Origin of the sequence: Thermosipho globiformans (assembly GCF_003990895.1) — a bacterium.
Taxonomy (GTDB): Bacteria; Thermotogota; Thermotogae; order Thermotogales; family Fervidobacteriaceae; genus Thermosipho; species Thermosipho japonicus.
Genome location: NZ_BHXD01000004.1, coordinates 60,337 through 77,953, shown reverse-complemented (window position 1 = coordinate 77,953; position 17,617 = coordinate 60,337). Strand labels below are relative to the sequence as shown.

The following is a 17,617-nucleotide window of genomic DNA, read 5'->3' as shown; positions in this document are numbered from 1 at the left end:
AAATAATGATAAAATTATCTATACAAAAATCCCTCTTCTTGATTTTAGTTATTTTTTCAAGAAGAGGGATTTTTTTAATTAATTACATTATAAGTTTTGAAAAAAGCAATATTTTAATATATTTAAAAAGAGCTCATTTCTTATTAAATTGCTTTTCAAAAAAGATATATCATTTATTGCCATTCTTTACTAAATATCTGTTATAATAATTCTATCAAAAAGGAGTACAAATAAAAATGAATAACATAAGTAAACTTCTTATATTTGCTTTTTTAATAGCTTTAATTCTAAATTACTTTAAAACTGAATATAACTATTTTTATAAAATTTCATCCAAATTTGCTTTAATTCCAAAGTTAAATGAAAATTATGTTCCTCAGGGACTAAGTTATTTCAATAATTGGATAGTTATTTCATATTATTCTGCTAGTAAAAAACCCAGTATACTAGTTTTATTAGATAAAAAGACTGGAAAGTATATAAAATATCTAAACATTTATTTTTCAAACGGAAAACCCTATACAGGTCATGCAGGCGGTGTAGCCGTAAGCAAAAAATTTATATGGATATCTTCAGACTATCATTTATATAAAATAAAAATAGACGACTTAATAAATACCAAATCTGGAAATAAGATTAATATCATTGAAACTTACAAAATACCTGTTAGAGCTTCTTTTGTCCAATACTATAACAATCATATATGGGTAGGTGAGTTTTATCATATTTTTGGCTATTTAACTGATCCCTCTCATAGAATAACTAATAAAAAAAACGAATCATTTAATTCTTGGATAACTGGTTTTCTACTAGACAAAAATGAAAATATTTCTTCTCTTAAATATATTTTGGTCTCACCAAATATTGTACAAGATGTAGAATTTACTGAAGATTATATAATTTTAAGTAGATCATACGGTATAAATAATGATTCAAAATTGGAATTTTATCCTAATAAGCTAAATAAACAACCACAGAAAAAAATAAACAATATTCCTGTTTGGTTTTTAGATAATCCAGAAAAAATAATAAATATTTTACCTATGTCAGAAGGAATATCAAAAATTGATAATTCACTATATATATTATTTGAATCAGGTGCTTTAAAATATAAAAACTTTTGTAAATCACCAACAGAATATATTTGGAAATTAAATTTAGAAACAGTTTTAAAAAAAGAACATTAGACATGATTTTGTTATGTTTTATATAAAAAACAAAGGGGATAGCCTTTTGCTATCCCCTTATCTTGGCGGGGACGACGGGATTTGAACCCGCGGCCACCGGTGTGACAGACCGGCGTGATAACCAGGCTTCACCACGTCCCCAACACTAGTCATCATTTAATATTTTACCATATACATATAATCTTGTCAATCGCCTTATCGGCTACATTTTATTTAACTGGCGGGGACGACGGGATTTGAACCCGCGGCCACCGGTGTGACAGACCGGCGTGATAACCAGGCTTCACCACGTCCCCGACTCTTAGATGACAAAGACCGTTATTTATTTTGCCATAAACACTTGTATTTGTCAACACTAAAACGAGTTAATTTTCTGTAAAAACAGGTCAATTACTTTACTAATTCATTAATCTTGTTTTTATCATGCAAATATTTTGCAAAATATAAAAACGGTGTATCAGCTGCTGCAACTATCCATTTAAAAAAGTAAGTGGTCCATAATATACTCCAAAAAACGTTTAATTCATATACACCCCAGAATGCTATAAAACAAAATACAAAACTATCTATAAATTGTGAAACCATAGTTGATAAGTTGTTTCTTACCCACAAAAATTTAAGCTGTGGTAATTTATTTTTCCATAGATGATATGCCCAAATATCATGAAGCTGCGATAACCAATATGCAGTTAATGAAGCTATTACAATCCTTGGCATTATTGAAAAAATAGTTTCAAGAGCTCCCTGTGCGAAATCTGATTGATCCGGCTTAAAATAAAGAGCTAATTGCATCATAACAGTCATAACTATAAGGCTCAAAAATCCAACATATACAGATTTTCTTGCATCTTTTTTTCCATAATTTTCCGATAAAATATCAGTTACTAAAAAGGTTGTTCCATAAACTATGTTTCCTAATGTTGCAACAAATCCAAATAACTCTACCGTTTTTAATACTTGAATATTTGCAATAATAGTTGCAATAGCGGTCCAAATATACAAACCAGTTTTACCCATTAGCCTGTAAAACAGCAAAATCCCTCCAAAGTTTACAAGCATTAGCAAAAACCAGAGTACCTCGTTTGTCACAGCAGATTCCTCCTTTTTAATTTTTTATCTAATAATTTCTATACCAAAACCTGCCATTCCGATTCCAACATGTGTAGATATTACTTTACCAGTATTAGAATAGTCAAAATATTCAACCTCATACCTTTCTTTAATCATTTTCATCATTTCATCAACATGCTCTTTTCCGTTACAATGAATACCTATCAAACCTATTTTTTGACCAATTTTTATTCCTTCCTCTTCCATTTTTGATAAAATCATACTATATGCCTTTTTATATCCTCTTGCTTTATCAAAAGGAATCATTTCTCCTTCCTCATTTATATAAATCCCAACTTTTATCTTCAACAAATTACCAACAAAACCTGTAAATTTGCTTACTCTTCCACCTTTTGCCAGAAAATCAAAATCGGAAACGAAAAATATAGCATGAAATCTTTTATTTTCTCTTTCTTCCTTTACTTTTTTCGCAACTTCTTCAAGGCTCATCCCAGAATTAAGCAATTCTCTTGCATACTTTGCCATGTTAGAAATTATTGAAGAAGCCATTTTTGTATTAACAACTTCAATTGGAATATCAAAAGATTGTGCCGCAAGTCTTGCAGAATTAAAAGTTCCAGACATTTTTGTTGAGATTGTTAAAACCAAAATACTATCATACCCATCCTCTATAGCTCTTTTATATGCATTCTGAAAATCCAAAATGGAAGGTTGTGAGGTTTTTGGTAACTCTTCTGCTTTTGAAAGTCTTTCATAAAATTCTTTTAAGCTTTCCTCATCTCTAACATTATCAGGTTCACTACTACCATCTGTCCAATTTACATAGAGTGGGACAATATCAATATCGTATTTTTCAATCCACGATGCTGGAATATCTGATGTACTATCAACAATAATTTTTGTTTTCATATTAACTCCTCCTTTGATCCTAGAATTATTCTATTTAATTGTTTTAATGAAGAAACTTTTATAATATTTTCCCCGTTTATATCTTCAACATTTGGTATTATAAATCTATCATACCCCGACTTTTTTGCATTTTCAATTCTCTTTTTAATATTTCTTACTCTTCTAACACTTCCATCTAATCCCACTTCCCCTATTATCACGACCTTTCCCAAGAAAGTGTTATACAATGAAGATAAAATAGATGATGCAATAGCAAGATCACTTGCAGGATCTGTGATTTTTAATCCACCAGATACATTTAAATATAAATCATGAGAATCAATTGGTAAATTAAGGTGTTTTGCAATTACAGCACCTAAAATAATCAATTTTCTAACATCGATACCATGAGCTATTCTTCTTGCTGTAGCAATTTTATCTCTTGATACAAGACTTTGGATTTGAACAAGAATAGGCCTTGTACCTTCAAACACACAAGAAATAACATTTCCTGGCATATTACTTTCCTCAATAAAAATTCTATCCTTCAATGGTTTAAGTCCTTCTTCTAACATTTGAAAAATTGCTAACTCTCCACTTGGACCAAATCTATTTTTTAAAACCCTTAAAATTCTAAAGTCTGTATTTTTTTCTCCTTCAAAATAAATAACTGTATCAACAACGTGTTCAACTAACTTTGGACCGGCAATATTTCCCTCTTTATTCACATGTGCAACTAAAAGTGAAGGTATACCTTTTTCTTTTGATAATTTTCTTATCTTTTCTACTACTGTTTTAATCTGCAAAATTCCCCCAGGTACTCCATCTACACTATTTGAAAATATAGTCTGTATAGAATCAAAAACTACAAAAGAAGGGTTTATTTGATTAACAGCAACAAAGATTGATTCTATCTCATTTTCTGTTGTAACATAAAGCTTTGAATCACTAACATTTAATCTTTTTGATCTTAAACCAATTTGCTCTATACTTTCTTCACCACTTACATAAAGTACCTTTCCATGTTTTGAAAGCATCTTACATAACTGCAATGAAAGTGTACTTTTTCCAACACCTGGTTCACCACCAAGTAGTATAACCTGACCAGAGACAATACCTCCACCAAACAACTTATCAATCTCTGGATCATTTGACTTTAACCTTTTATTTTCATCAATTTTTAAACTGTCATCAAGCAAAAAAATGCGGGAACTTAAACCCGCATTTTTCTTTTCATCTTTACTAACTTTAATCTCTTTCGCACTGTCCCATGCACCACACGAAGGACATTTTCCAAACCACTTTAAAGATTCATAACCACAATTATCACAAACATAAACTGTTTTTTTCTTAGTCATTTTTCACCTTTACTTTTCTCTGTCTTTTCTTTTTAAATACTATCTTTCCATTTTCATAACTACATACAATTGTGTCATTCTCTTTAAACTTACCTTTCAACAATTCCTCCGATAAGGGATCTTCTATATACCTTTGAATTGCACGTTTTAAAGGCCTTGCTCCATATGCTGGATCGTAACCTTCTTGTACCAAAAAGTCTTTTGCACTTTTACTTAACTCAAGTGAAATACCTTTTTCAGAAAGTCTTTTTCTGATATCCTTTAAAAGTATTTCTATTATTTCCCTAATATTGTTCTCTGTAAGTTTATGGAATACAACTACTTCATCTATTCTGTTCAAAAATTCCGGTCTAAAAGTTTTCTTTACTTCTTCAATAACTTTTTCCTTCATTTCTTTAAATTCAATATTATTATCTTTGCTATCCACAAATCCTAAGGATCTTTTTCCAGAAACAATTTGAGATCCACCAATATTACTTGTCATTATTATGATTGTATTTCTAAAGTCAACAACATGACCTTGAGAATCGGTTAACCTTCCATCATCCATAATTTGTAATAAAAGATTGAAGACATCTGGATGTGCCTTTTCAATTTCATCAAATAAAATTACCGAGAAAGGTCTCCTTCTTACTCTTTCGGTAAGAGCACCTCCCTCTTCGTATCCAACATATCCTGGAGGAGCTCCAATTAATCTAGAAACCGAGAATTTTTCCATATATTCGCTCATGTCAAATCTAATAAGCGCCTTTTCATCACCAAAAAGGTACTCAGCAAGTGTCTTTGCAAGCTCAGTTTTTCCAACTCCAGTTGGACCAAGGAATAAAAACACACCTACAGGTCTTCTAGGATCTTTTAAACCACTCCTTGCTCTTCTAATGGATCTAGCAATAGCTCTTACTGCTTCTTCCTGACCAACTACCCTATTATGAAGAGCATCTTCAAGCTTCAACAATTTTTCGCTTTCTCCTTCTTCAAGTTTCTTAAGCGGAATACCAGTCCAATTTGAAACTACTTCTTCAATTTCTTCAACACCTACAACCACAACGCTAGTTTCAACATTCTTTTTCCACTCAGTGTATCTAATATTAAATTCCTCTTTTAACTCATTCTCTTCTTCTTTTAATTTAGCTGCTTTTTCATATTCTTGATTTGCCGCAGCAATTTCCTTTTTCAACTTTATATCTTCAATCTTTTCTTTAAAACTCAACAATTCCTTTGGCATAACGAATGCTTTCAATCTTGCTCTTGCACCAGCCTCATCTATCACATCTATCGCTTTATCCGGCAAAAAGTGATCACTTATATATCTTTGTGACAAATATACTGCTGCTTCTAAAGCTTCATCAGTGTATTTTACTTTATGATGTTTTTCGTATTTTGGTTTTAAACCCTGTAAAATTCTAATAGTCATCTCAGGTGTCGGTTCTTGAACATATATCTTTTGAAATCTTCTTTCCAATGCTGCATCTTTTTCAATAAACTTTCTATATTCATCAGGTGTCGTAGCACCTATACATTTTATCTCTCCACGTGCAAGCGCTGGTTTTAAAATATTTGCAGCATCAACCGCCCCTTCAGCTGAACCTGCACCAACAATCATATGTATCTCATCAATGAAAAGTATAATATCTTTTTGATTTTTTAATACCTGAAGTAGCTTTTTCATCCTTTTTTCAAACTCGCCACGGTACTTTGTCCCAGCAACAAGAGAAGCTACATCCAATGAAAAAATAGTCTTTCCCTTTAAAGGTTCTGGAACTTCACCGTTTACAATTTTTTGAGCAAGTCCCTCAACAATCGCAGACTTACCAACACCAGGATCACCTATTAATACTGGATTATTTTTCTTTCTCCTAACTAAAACTTGCATTACACGTTCTATTTCACTTTCTCTTCCAATAACTGGGTCAAGTTCCCCTTTTATCGCTTGTGCAGTTAAATTAATTCCAAAACCTTCCAATTGTCTTGCACGTGTCACTATTTCCTCATCAAAATCTGTAAAATCAGCTAAATCCTCTTCGGGCATATCTCCTGACAACTCCCTTCTTAACATCTGAACATCAATTCCCATTTTTCTTAAAATATGAACTGCTATTCCTTCACCTTCTCTTAAAATTCCTAAAAATAAATGAATAGGCTTTATTTTATTTTCACCAAGACTCTTTGCTTCTTCATATGCTAACTCCGTCACCCTTTTGGCTCTAGGTGTCATCTGAGGTGACATTATAAATCCACGCATTCCCATGCCTACAATGGAAATTACCTCGTTTCTAATTTTTGTATAAGTAATTCCATAATTTTCCAATATTGACTTTATCTTATTATCATTAATTTTCAAAATAGCCAAAAGTAAATGCTCTGTACCAACATATGAATGTCCTAGCTCTTTTGCCTCTTCCTGGGCCATTACAAAAACTTCTGCGGACTCTTCAGAAAACTTGTCAAACATATATTTCCACCACCCTTTCTGTCCGCGACAAATTACTTCTGTTTCTATTATACCTTATAAACACTAAAATATCAATTTTTATTAATTTAATATTATATTTGAAATAAACTCCTTGTTATAGTCAAAATCATAATCTGAGAATATTGACTTTCCCAAAATTATTACTTTACCTAATCCTGATTGCTCTTCAACAGCCAAAACTACTTTATCAACCTTTACAGCATCACCATTTCCATCACTATCTTCATTCTTAGCAGTCTCAGATTCTAACAATATTCTTGCATCTTCTCCAACTATTAATGAACAAGGGCTATAAAATCTTACACCATTTACAAGAATCTTATACCTTGCACCATAATTGTTTACTTCATCAATAACTTGATCATCATTAAATCTTGTGTCCAGTCCTATTTTTTCAAGTATGTAATTAAGTTCTTTAGTATTTCCACCGTTTCTATAATCACTCTTACTTGTAATTATAAGTTTTCCGCCTTTCTTTACAAAGTTTACAATACTTTCTAATTCTTTTTCAGTATATCCCTTACCATTTTGAATAATTAACACATCTCCATCTATTACTTCCAATTTACTGGCATAACTAATTTCTAGTCCAAGAGATTTTACAAAATCTTCAAGTTTTGTAAGTTTTGCTGTACCATAATCATTCATATGTCCTATATCAATTATTATTTTATTTACTGATTTCTTCGTAGTATATCCAAACATTTCATATAAAGCTTCAAGTTCAATAACTTTACCATTAATTTTTTGTTTGTAAAGATCAAAGTATGTTTCATCACTACCTGGTATTAGTATAATTTCTCCATTAAATTCGCTTAAAGCTTTAATTTCAGGAGCTAATAAATCTTTTGAAAAATCAAATCCATCAACTTTTGGAGTGGAAATAATTAAAATGTCCACATCTTTTAGATTGGTCAACATTCTCTTTGAATACAAAACCCTATACCCATTTTCAGATAAAAATTGACCAAATTCCTTTAATTCATCCATATGATCATTTTCGTGGAGTATGTCAATCATTACAGTCTTTTTATATGACTTTACAAATATTTTTTGTGATTGAATAAACACATCATTCACTAAAAATTTGATAAGATGATCTCCTGATGATAATTTTCCTAAATTTACAGATAAAGACTTTATCCCATATGGTTTAAAACTTACCTGCTCAGTTGAAACCACGCGCTCATTATCAACAACTTTTAGCTCGGCTTCTACATTTTCACTAGTAACATTATAAATATCAAATAAAATAGCATTGTTGTTATACTTTACATTATTTACATATATAGAACTTTCTTTTTGAAACCAGATTGGAGAAGTAACTATTTCATCAGAATCATTTTGTTTAATGTAACAGTAATACCATTCATATCCATCAGGAATTTCAACTGTAATATCGGTTGAATAAGAATCACTTCTTGGATATGCTTCAACTACTGTTCCACTTTGAGAAATTAACGCAAAATAATCTATATTGTCGTAGTCTTTATACTCAAAGTGCAAAGTTGCTTTTTCAACAGGTTCTTTAACAATATCTCCCATTATATAATTTCCATAACTAAAACTAACTTTAACATCTTTATCCTCGGTTCCAAATGTATGCCTTGACCATAATGCACTCATTATATCATCGTAGCTTAAATATTGAGCAATTATTCCTGTCCTTCCTTCATTTGCACTACCCCAGTTGGGCTTATGATTATCCTGACCAACTGTTGCACCAAGATGCCAACCTTTGTTAAGTGCTACCCTGTAATTTTTAAGCATTTCATCATTTATTACATCACCTGCACTCCAATTACCATTTCCAACCTCAATTAAATTCATATATAAATCAGCTTGAGGATAATATTCAAAATCATTAAAGGTGCCAAATACAGAAATTGGATGGTTAAATTGTCCAAGCTTTTTATGCTCAACAATCCACTTATAGAAACCTTCCATTGAACTTACTTTGTTTCTATCTACCCACTGCAACGATTCATACACATTTATATGACCTATTCCAGAAGTCCATTCAAAACCTTGAAGAGCTATAAATTCTCCTTCAACAGTTGCCTTTTCAGCAGCAAGCTTTGTTAAGTAAGTTTTAGTTTTCCCATTTATAAGCTGCTCAAAATAATATGCATGATCTGTTACTGCCAGCACATCTACATAATTTTTTGCGTAATTATACGCATCTTCCGGATAAAGTTTTCCATCAGAATAAGAAGTATGTGAATGTAAATTTCCATAATAAATATTTGCAAATGTTAAAAATGTCACTAAAATTGCTAAAATAGAAAGCCATTTTTTCATAAAAACACCTCCAAAATTTTCTCTATAAATTATTATAACCTAACTTCTATGATTTTAAAAGAATATATGTTAAAATTATTTAGTTAGGGGGTGATGAAATGTGGCTAATTTTAAGTGATTCTCACGATAATTTACACAAAGCTAAAGAAATAGAAAGAATAATAACTAAAAATAACATAAAAAAGATATTTCACTGTGGTGATTTTGTAGCTCCGTTTATTTTACCATACTTTGTAAAAGAAGAAATAGAATTTTATGGAGTATTTGGTAACAATGACGGCGAAAAACTTCTTTTAACACAAAAATCAAATGGAAAAATAAAAGTTGGACCACGTGATCTTACAATAGATAATTACAGAATTTTAATGATGCATGAACCTTTTGCATTAGAAGCAGCAAAATCAAGTAACTTGTATGATTTTATATTTTTTGGACACACACATGAAATATATACTGAACAAACAGAAAAAACATTAGTAATTAATCCAGGAGAATCTTCTGGATGGTTAACTGGAAAAGCCAGTGTAATACTTTTAGAGCCAAAAAGTAAAAAATGGGAAATTCTAAATCTTTGAGGCGTTTATATGTGTAGAATGATTGGATTTTCATTTGAGAATGACAAACAAATTAATTATTTATTTAAGGCACTACAAAACATGGCGAAAAATGGCTTAAAAAGTCCTCATTCACATGACTTTGGAATTTATGCACTTACTGAAAGTAATGAGGTATTGTACCACAAATTTGAAGAACCAATTTATAAAAAAGATATCTCTTTTCCTAACTTAAAAATTGGTATAATTCACGCGAGAAAGGTTTCTCCAAACTATCCAATTGGTTTTCTTCAGATTCATCCATTTGTTGATGAAAATGGCACAGCTTTTTGTCATAACGGAACAATAAATTCATTAAGAAGAAATAATATTTTTAAAAGTGATAGCTATGAATTTTTCTTAATAGTAAAAGATTTCAAAGATTTACATGATCTTTCTCAAAGATTGAAAAAATTTATTAAAGAAAACGAATTTACTGGCGTAAACTTTTTAATGATCAAAAACAACAAACTATATGCGTTTTGTTATTTTAATAGTGATCCTGATTACTATACCATGTGGTATTCAAAAAATATAATTTCATCTGAAAAATTAGGCTTAGATTTTAAAATGATTAAAAAAGGTGAACTTTTAATTTTTGAAAATGGAAAATTAATTTTCAAAGATGTTATTATTTAAAATAGATTTAAGTGGTATAATTAAGAAAATAAAATCTAGGAGGTGAAAAAGAAATGAGTAGTGAAAGTTTTAGTAGATACTCAGATGAACCTTTATCTAGACCACCGTAGTTTAATATAAGGAGGTAGAAAAAATGGTAAAATTTTACACAATGCAAGAAAATAAAATTGTGGAAGTAGAAAAATTCGTTCCAAATTCCCTTATTAAGGTAATTGACCCTTCCGCCGATGAAATTCACATGCTTTCAAGTCTTCTTCAATTTGATCCGGATTTTATATATGACTCCCTCGATGATGACGAAAGAGCTCGTATAGAATTAGATGACGATACTGTACTTATAATTTTAAAAATTCCCAAAAAATTTAATGGTAATTCAAAAATACCATATAGAACTGTTTCCATGGGCGTAATTATTGGAAAAAATTACACTATTTTTTCCAGCAAAGAACCTGTTGACTTTATTGACTATATGATTGAAAATAATAAATTTGATATTAATAAAAAGAGTAGAATGATATTCCAAATATTTCTTTTAAATGCGAAAGTTTTTCTTTCCTATTTAAAGGAAGTAAATAAAACTATAAGTATAATAGAAGAAGAGCTTCATAGATCTATGAAAAACAAAGAACTTGAAGAAATGATGTACCTTGAAAAAAGCCTTGTTTACTTTACAACTTCACTCCGCTCAAACGAAATAATGATGGAAAAACTTCTACGGGGTAACATAATAAAAATATATGAAGAAGATAAAGATGTACTAGAGGATGCAATAATTGAAAATAGGCAAGCAATAGAAGTTTCAAATATATATAGTGATATCCTTGCTGGTATGATGGATTCATATGCTTCAGTTATTTCAAATAACTTAAATATAGTGATGAAAATTCTCACGGTAGTTACCATACTAATGCAAGTTCCAACAATAATAACAAGCTTTTATGGAATGAACGTAAAATTACCACTTCAAAACAATCCATTAGCTTATGTACACATAATTTTTTGGTCTATTGGAACAATACTTTTAACACTTGCTTGGTTTAAAAGAAAAAAATGGTTATAACTATTAATAAATCAACAAAAAGGAGAAATATTTATGTTCGGCAAAATTACTAAAGAATTATTTGGAAAAACACAAATAGGAGCCCCCGTATTTCAATATACATTGGAAAATCGAAATGGAATAATCGTAAAAGCCTTAAACTATGGAGGAATAATTACTAACATATGGATTAAAGATAAGTATGGAAAATATGTTGATGTTGTCTTAGGATTTGATAATTTAGAAGAATACGAAAAACTAAATCATAAATATTATTTTGGTGCAGTTATTGGAAGATATGCAAATAGAATAAAAAATGGACAATTTAAAATTGATGATACTATTTACCAGCTTGCACTAAACGATGGTAAAAATTTTCTACATGGGGGGATAGGGGGTTTTCATACCAAAATTTTTAAACCATCTACTGAAATTACTCCATATGGTCCAAAATTGAAACTAAAATATCTAAGCCATGATGGTGAAGAAGGCTTTCCGGGAAATCTACTTGTCAATGTAATATACACACTAACAAATAACAATGAACTTATCGTCGAATACACAGCACAAACCGATAAACCTACAGTTGTTAATTTAACACAACATAGTTATTTTAATTTATCAGGTAAAGGCAATATTTATGACCACAAACTTGAAATAAATGCAGGTTTTTACACTCCAGTAGATGAAAATTTGATACCAACCGGCGAAATTGTACCTGTAGAAAATACACCATATGATTTTAAACAGCCAAAAAATTTAGGGAAAATGCTAGAAAACATTGATTATGACGTAAACTTTGTATTAAACAAGTCAAAAATTGCTGCAGCATTTTCATCTTTAGAATCCGGAATAAAATTGGAAGTATCAACAACAAAACCTGGAATTCAATTATACACAGGAAATTTCCTTGATAATATAATTGGAAAGTCCGGAAGTGTATACAGAAAACATTCCGGACTTTGTCTTGAAACACAATATTTTCCTGACTCACCAAACAAAAAAAACTTTCCAAATGTAATACTAAAAAAAGGTGATATTTATTACCATAAAACAACATTTAAATTTACTGTTGAACAGTAAAATATTTCTCCATTTTTTCTATAACATAGTCAATATCCTTCTTTTTTATCCAATAATGTGTAACAAACCTAAATATTCCGTCATCAGACGGATTTATTTTTATACCATTCTCAAACAGATACTTTACAAAGTCTTCTTCTTCAAATTGCTTATTTATCTTAAAAAATACCATATTAATTTCTACATCCTCTACAATCTCAATAAAATCAAAATTTAAAAGCTTTTGTGCAAGATACTTTGCATTTTCATGGTCTTCTTCTAGTCTAAATCTCATCTTTTCAAGAGCAATAATCCCTGCCGCCGCTAAAATCCCAGCTTGTCTTAATCCTCCCCCCATTATTTTTCTTTTCTTTCTTGCCTTCTCAATAAATTCTTTTTCTCCCACAAGTAGTGATCCAACAGGTGCACACAAACCTTTTGAAAGACAAAAACTTACAGAATCAGCATATTTTGCAATTTCACTTGCTTGAATTTTTAAAAACGTTGCAGCATTAAATATTCTCGCTCCATCAAGATGAATTGGGACTTTGTATTTGTTTGCAATATTTCTTATTTTTTCATAATTTTCAAGTCTTATCACTCTTCCATTAGAGTGGGCATTTTCAAGGCAAATAAGACCTGTTTTAGGATAATGAATATCTTCTACTTTTCTTATCTTTTTTTCAACCACTTCTGGAATTAATGCTCCTCTATCTGTTTCTATTGTTCTAAGCTGTACTCCTGATATTATTCCTGCAGCTCCTGCTTCATGCTGAACAATATGGTAATCATCACCAATTATTACTTCATCACCTCTATTACAATGTGTAAAAAGTGCTAGCTGATTTGCGAATGTTCCACTTGGAACAAATAATGCAGCTTCTTTTCCTAATATTTCAGCAGCAAGTTCTTCAAGTTTATTTACTGTAGGATCGTCACCATATACATCATCACCAACTTCTGCATAAGCCATTGCTCTTCTCATTTCATCAGTTGGTTTTGTCACAGTATCACTTCTCAAATCAATAAACTCCATATATTTCACCTCCAGCTACAATTATAACAAAAAAGGGGCTGATATATATCAGCCCCTTTTTAATCATCTATTCATTAATTATTCACCAGCAAGAGGTGTTCCCTTTGATGCCTCATCTAATACTGAATTTAATGCTTTAAAGAAGTCAACTCCCTGCTTACCCAATTTTTTCACAGAATCACTTACAAGTGCTTGAGATTCAAGGATAGAAAGCAAGTTTGTAGGATCATAGAAATAAAGAACATGAAGCTCTACAACGTTCCCTTTTCTTACTTCCCAACTTGCATATTTTAAAGCACCACTTACTATAGCTTCTGCCATAACTTTGGTAATTCCTTTATATGCAGATACTGCTGCTTCTACTAATTGTTGATTATTTTCTTCATTTCCGGTATTTGTTTGAACACTTTGAAGTTGTCCTTCAACAACTTTTCTGAAGGTTTCTACCTTTGCATTTAAAAACTCTGCAATTTTTCCTAATGCTTGTGTTCTTGCAGCATTTTCAGCAATTGTCATATTTACTCCGCCACCGACATTTACTCCTTCAAATAAGAAAAGTCTTCCTTCTCTTGCAAGTTGAGCTACTTTGGCTTCGTGAGAATAATTAATCTGAATATTTTCTGCTTCCTTTGGAAGTTTCCAAATTTTAACTCCCTGCGCTGTAATATACTGATCCTTTGGCATTATAAGGAAAACTACCCCAACAACTAATGCAACCGCTAATACACCTACTCCTACCCACATTAAAATGTTATTTTCTCCCATATAATCACCTCCCTGGATATATTATACCATAAATATTTTTTTATTTTACAAAATTATATGCATTCTCAATCTTTTGTTTTTCCAATAAATGTTTTTGAACATATTGCCCACAATTACTCCCTATATTATTCTCCTCCAATTCCCCTATGCTGATTAATACATCATAACCATATTCTTTTAATTCCTCTACAAAATTTTTGTGATTAACTGGCATAAAACTATTTAAATCAATATCAGAATGTAATCCATTTTTAATAGCTGAATATGTCGGGTTAACAGGGGTAATTTTAATTAAAAACTTTTCCGGTGAAAAGTAGCTTTTTATAACTTTAGAATCAACTATATTTTCTTTGGCAAGTGCAAAATTAAGTGTTACTTTTCTATCTCCTTCTCTAACAAATTTTTCTCCATACAATGCTATCCTTTCAAAATTCCATTTTTTAATAGGAATTATTTTGTCTCTTTGGTTTTCATCTGTACTATGTATTGAAAATTGTAATTGAAATCTATTTCTATAAAATTTTTCCTTTATTTCATACAATTCTTCAAAAAAATCATTGGTTCCAATTGGAGCAACTGTTGAAATTGATGGCAAGAGGCCAGGCGCATCCAAAATTTCTGGTAACTCTTTTAAAACTTCTAAAACTTCATCATTTAAAGATGGCTCACCCATACGCGCAAATTGTATCTTAAATTTTTTAACCGGAACTTTTTTACTATACCTTGTGTTTACAAGGTATAGAATTTGCTCTAAAATCTCTTCCTTTGTAAGCTTTCCTTTATAAAAACCTCCCGCATCGCACATCATACATTGTACTGGACAGCCATTCAACGTTGATACAATTAAAACCCACTTTTCATCTCTTGGAATAGGTGGTTGAATAGATTCAACAAATTCAACCAAATTTCCTCTTGAAGTTTTTCCTAAATAAACATATGCTATTTCTTCTTTTCCAAATTTTTCTAAAATTTTCACACCTTTCCCTCCCCGATGATTTTCATTGCAATTTTTATACCATCTCCCATGGCTATAGAAGCCTGTCTAAAATTTTGATGAGCAACATCGCCTATCAAAAATACTTTATCAGTTTTTAAAAATGATAAATCTACTTTTCTGCCTGTTGCAAGTAGTAAAGCATCAAATTTGTAAACAGACTTTTTTGTATGTACTAATACATAATTTTCTTTGTTTTCTACAATTTGTATTGGCTCACTTTCATGATATATTACACCCAAACTATTTGCAATATTAACAAGTCGTGAAAGAGCTTTTATTTTGTTTGATCTATTAAAAATATGAACATTTTTCCTTAAAATTTTTGCTTGTATTGCTCCATCAAAAGCTACATCGCCCGCACCATATATTGCAAGTGATTCAATATTTTTCGGTAAATCTAAAAATTCATAGTATACTCTTTTACCTTCTAATTCCACTATTCTGTTTGGAACCGTTCCCGATGCAATAACTATATAATCAAAATAATATGTATCTTTTTCAGTTATAATCCTTTTATCATAAACCTCTTTAACTTCTTCAAATATTATATTAACGTTATATAGATCCAAATATGACTTCATATTCTCAACAATTTCTTTACCTGACAACGGCTTAAAAAGTGGAATATTTTCAACTCGCCAAGCATTATTTATAAGTCCACCAATTCTTTTCTTTTCAAACAATGCTACATCTATTCCATATCTTTTCAAAAAAACTGCAGCTGAAATTCCAGCAGGACCCGCTCCAACTATTCCAACTTGCACAATACTTCCTCCGTTTTACAAATATGTGCAAAACCGTGTGCCAAAGATTTTAAAGACAAAAAGTGATAAAATTCATCTTTATCCCAAAGCGCATCTTCAACCATAACCACATTAAAATTTCTTACAAAACCACTTCTTGCAGTTGTCTCACAACACAAGTGTGTCATAACTCCGGTAATTATAATATCAGTGACATTTTTTAGCCTTAGTACTTTTTCAAGGTGCGTATTATAAAAAGCATCATAGGTATCTTTTATTATATACACATATTCGTTCGACTTAAAATAAGGTTTTGCCCACTTTTCATCGACTATATTGCCCCACCATCTCTGCATTTGTAAAGCTCCGCCTTTGTGTATTGTTGATATTACAGGGTAACCTTTTTGCAAAAATTTTTCTGAAAGTTTTTTTATATTTTCATATATATTTTCAATCCCGTCTAAATAAGCAGGACTTTCTTTATCGGTAAAATAGCTTTGAACATCAATAATTAACAATGCAGGTACGTTTAAAACAAGTGGATGTTTTTTTCTTTCCTTATAAAAATTCATTCAAGCACCTTCCTTGCAATTTCCTCAAGATTGTTAGCATATTCAAAATAATTGTAAGGCTCCTTTGAAGGTTTTTCGTTATAATACGGCCTTGTACAGTGACTACAACCTGAGGTTAAAAATGCCTTTCCAAGTCCTTTTTTAAAAGGATAATTAATTTTTTCCAACCGTTCTTTATTAAAAACAAATACATCTTTTGAAACTTCTTCTTCAAATATTAAATACCTTGCCATCTGAATTTTTCTGTATCTTTCCATACTTGGTGAAGGTAATTTTTCAAAAGCTGTTCCTTTAATTGGAGTAAAAGAAAATAGAGCAACTATTACATTAAGTTCTTTCATCATGTAAAAAAATTCTATAAGTTCTCTATCAGTCTCACCTAGTCCTACTATAACATGAGTAGTAATATGCCCTGGATATTTTTTTGCTGCATTTTTAATTAATTCAAGTGTATTTTCAAACTTTCCACCACGTATTTTTTCAAATAATTCTTTGTTTACAACATCAACCGACAAACCTATCGCATCTGCTCCAAGTTCAAAATACCTATCTATTTCTTTCATCGAAAGAGCTCTTACTGAAACTGAAACTTTTTTTCCATTTAGCTTTAAAAGTAAATTTTCAAGATCTTCCTTGTAACCTTTATAGCTTACAACCTGAAGACATATTCTTTTTACATCAAGTTTTTCAATCATATCAACACTAACTTCTTTCCAAACTATTCTTGAAAGAAATTTATTATCCGTTCTTGCATCTCTTGCATGCGCACAAAATGCACAATTAAACATACAGCGACCATCAAGCATAAAATAAGCTGTATCCATTTTAATTTTGATATTTTTCACAAGTCCAAGCAATGATAGAGTTCCATATGAAGCTCTTAAAATCAAATT

16 protein-coding genes and 2 tRNA genes are annotated in these 17,617 nt (G+C 30.6%); 5 read left to right on the top strand and 13 right to left on the bottom strand.

Features of this window, described 5'->3' with window-relative positions:
• Positions 1 to 236 precede the first annotated feature (236 nt).
• Complete coding sequence (locus EO083_RS09980; protein ID WP_241229967.1) at positions 237 to 1,187, top strand: hypothetical protein; 951 nt, start codon at positions 237 to 239, stop codon at positions 1,185 to 1,187.
• Between the two features lie 63 nt (positions 1,188 to 1,250).
• Here EO083_RS09980 and EO083_RS04495 read toward each other — a convergent pair.
• The 7 genes from EO083_RS04495 to EO083_RS04465 form a co-directional block, all read right to left on the bottom strand.
• Positions 1,251 to 1,328, bottom strand: a tRNA-Asp gene (locus EO083_RS04495).
• Positions 1,329 to 1,405: 77 nt separating this feature from the next.
• Positions 1,406 to 1,483, bottom strand: a tRNA-Asp gene (locus EO083_RS04490).
• A gap of 94 nt (positions 1,484 to 1,577) precedes the next feature.
• Positions 1,578 to 2,276: a queuosine precursor transporter gene (locus EO083_RS04485; RefSeq protein WP_126992988.1), complete on the bottom strand. Its 699-nt coding sequence runs from the start codon at positions 2,274 to 2,276 to the stop codon at positions 1,578 to 1,580.
• Positions 2,277 to 2,300: 24 nt separating this feature from the next.
• Positions 2,301 to 3,167: a DegV family protein gene (locus tag EO083_RS04480; protein ID WP_126992987.1), complete on the bottom strand. Its 867-nt coding sequence runs from the start codon at positions 3,165 to 3,167 to the stop codon at positions 2,301 to 2,303.
• On the bottom strand, positions 3,164 to 4,504 hold the full coding sequence (gene radA, locus EO083_RS04475; RefSeq protein WP_126992986.1) for a DNA repair protein RadA: 1,341 nt from the start codon (positions 4,502 to 4,504) through the stop codon (positions 3,164 to 3,166). Before radA ends, EO083_RS04480 begins: the two co-directional genes overlap by 4 nt.
• Positions 4,497 to 6,956 carry an ATP-dependent Clp protease ATP-binding subunit gene (locus EO083_RS04470; RefSeq protein WP_126992985.1) on the bottom strand — a complete coding sequence of 820 codons (2,460 nt, stop codon included), beginning with the start codon at positions 6,954 to 6,956 and terminating at the stop codon, positions 4,497 to 4,499. The genes radA and EO083_RS04470 overlap by 8 nt, the downstream gene beginning before the upstream one ends.
• 81 nt (positions 6,957 to 7,037) lie before the next feature.
• Positions 7,038 to 9,278: a CehA/McbA family metallohydrolase gene (locus tag EO083_RS04465; protein WP_126992984.1), complete on the bottom strand. Its 2,241-nt coding sequence runs from the start codon at positions 9,276 to 9,278 to the stop codon at positions 7,038 to 7,040.
• Positions 9,279 to 9,376: 98 nt separating this feature from the next.
• On the opposite strand from EO083_RS04465, the gene EO083_RS04460 reads away from it, so the two are divergent.
• The 4 genes from EO083_RS04460 (at position 9,377) to EO083_RS04445 (ending at position 12,632) form a co-directional block, all read left to right on the top strand.
• Positions 9,377 to 9,853 (top strand): metallophosphoesterase, encoded by a 477-nt coding sequence (locus tag EO083_RS04460; protein WP_126992983.1) that lies wholly within the window; start codon positions 9,377 to 9,379, stop codon positions 9,851 to 9,853.
• Positions 9,854 to 9,862: 9 nt separating this feature from the next.
• Positions 9,863 to 10,510: a class II glutamine amidotransferase gene (locus EO083_RS04455; protein WP_126992982.1), complete on the top strand. Its 648-nt coding sequence runs from the start codon at positions 9,863 to 9,865 to the stop codon at positions 10,508 to 10,510.
• Between the two features lie 133 nt (positions 10,511 to 10,643).
• Positions 10,644 to 11,570 (top strand): magnesium transporter CorA family protein, encoded by a 927-nt coding sequence (locus EO083_RS04450; protein ID WP_114702340.1) that lies wholly within the window; start codon positions 10,644 to 10,646, stop codon positions 11,568 to 11,570.
• A gap of 33 nt (positions 11,571 to 11,603) precedes the next feature.
• A complete protein-coding gene (locus EO083_RS04445; RefSeq protein ID WP_126992981.1) occupies positions 11,604 to 12,632 on the top strand; it encodes an aldose epimerase family protein in 1,029 nt (342 codons plus the stop codon).
• Here the strand turns inward: EO083_RS04445 and ltaE are convergent.
• The 6 genes from ltaE to lipS2 all read right to left on the bottom strand — a co-directional run bounded on the left by ltaE (position 12,616) and on the right by lipS2 (position 17,614).
• Entirely contained in the window at positions 12,616 to 13,647 is a 1,032-nt protein-coding gene (ltaE, locus tag EO083_RS04440; RefSeq protein WP_126992980.1) for a low-specificity L-threonine aldolase, read from the bottom strand. The genes EO083_RS04445 and ltaE overlap by 17 nt on opposite strands.
• Positions 13,648 to 13,725: 78 nt before the next feature.
• Positions 13,726 to 14,412, bottom strand: a complete 687-nt coding sequence (locus EO083_RS04435; protein WP_126992979.1) for a hypothetical protein — start codon at positions 14,410 to 14,412, stop codon at positions 13,726 to 13,728.
• 40 nt (positions 14,413 to 14,452) lie between these two features.
• Entirely contained in the window at positions 14,453 to 15,388 is a 936-nt protein-coding gene (locus EO083_RS04430; protein ID WP_126992978.1) for a radical SAM family protein, read from the bottom strand.
• A complete protein-coding gene (locus EO083_RS04425) occupies positions 15,385 to 16,173 on the bottom strand; it encodes an NAD(P)/FAD-dependent oxidoreductase (RefSeq protein WP_126992977.1) in 789 nt (262 codons plus the stop codon). Before EO083_RS04425 ends, EO083_RS04430 begins: the two co-directional genes overlap by 4 nt.
• A complete protein-coding gene (locus EO083_RS04420) occupies positions 16,158 to 16,724 on the bottom strand; it encodes an isochorismatase family protein (RefSeq protein WP_126992976.1) in 567 nt (188 codons plus the stop codon). The genes EO083_RS04425 and EO083_RS04420 overlap by 16 nt, the downstream gene beginning before the upstream one ends.
• Positions 16,721 to 17,614, bottom strand: a complete 894-nt coding sequence (gene lipS2, locus EO083_RS04415) for a LipS2 family lipoyl synthase (protein WP_126992975.1) — start codon at positions 17,612 to 17,614, stop codon at positions 16,721 to 16,723. Before lipS2 ends, EO083_RS04420 begins: the two co-directional genes overlap by 4 nt.
• Positions 17,615 to 17,617: the final 3 nt, after the last annotated feature.

Coding starts and splice junctions, on each gene's coding strand:
- EO083_RS04470 (WP_126992985.1), bottom strand. CDS start 6,956: ATGTTTGACAAGTTTTCTGAAGAGTCCGCAGAAGTTTTTGTAATGGCC.
- EO083_RS04450 (WP_114702340.1), top strand. CDS start 10,644: ATGGTAAAATTTTACACAATGCAAGAAAATAAAATTGTGGAAGTAGAA.
- EO083_RS04465 (WP_126992984.1), bottom strand. CDS start 9,278: ATGAAAAAATGGCTTTCTATTTTAGCAATTTTAGTGACATTTTTAACA.
- radA (WP_126992986.1), bottom strand. CDS start 4,504: ATGACTAAGAAAAAAACAGTTTATGTTTGTGATAATTGTGGTTATGAA.
- ltaE (WP_126992980.1), bottom strand. CDS start 13,647: ATGGAGTTTATTGATTTGAGAAGTGATACTGTGACAAAACCAACTGAT.
- EO083_RS04435 (WP_126992979.1), bottom strand. CDS start 14,412: ATGGGAGAAAATAACATTTTAATGTGGGTAGGAGTAGGTGTATTAGCG.
- EO083_RS04445 (WP_126992981.1), top strand. CDS start 11,604: ATGTTCGGCAAAATTACTAAAGAATTATTTGGAAAAACACAAATAGGA.
- EO083_RS09980 (WP_241229967.1), top strand. CDS start 237: ATGAATAACATAAGTAAACTTCTTATATTTGCTTTTTTAATAGCTTTA.
- EO083_RS04420 (WP_126992976.1), bottom strand. CDS start 16,724: ATGAATTTTTATAAGGAAAGAAAAAAACATCCACTTGTTTTAAACGTA.
- EO083_RS04460 (WP_126992983.1), top strand. CDS start 9,377: ATGTGGCTAATTTTAAGTGATTCTCACGATAATTTACACAAAGCTAAA.
- EO083_RS04480 (WP_126992987.1), bottom strand. CDS start 3,167: ATGAAAACAAAAATTATTGTTGATAGTACATCAGATATTCCAGCATCG.
- EO083_RS04455 (WP_126992982.1), top strand. CDS start 9,863: ATGTGTAGAATGATTGGATTTTCATTTGAGAATGACAAACAAATTAAT.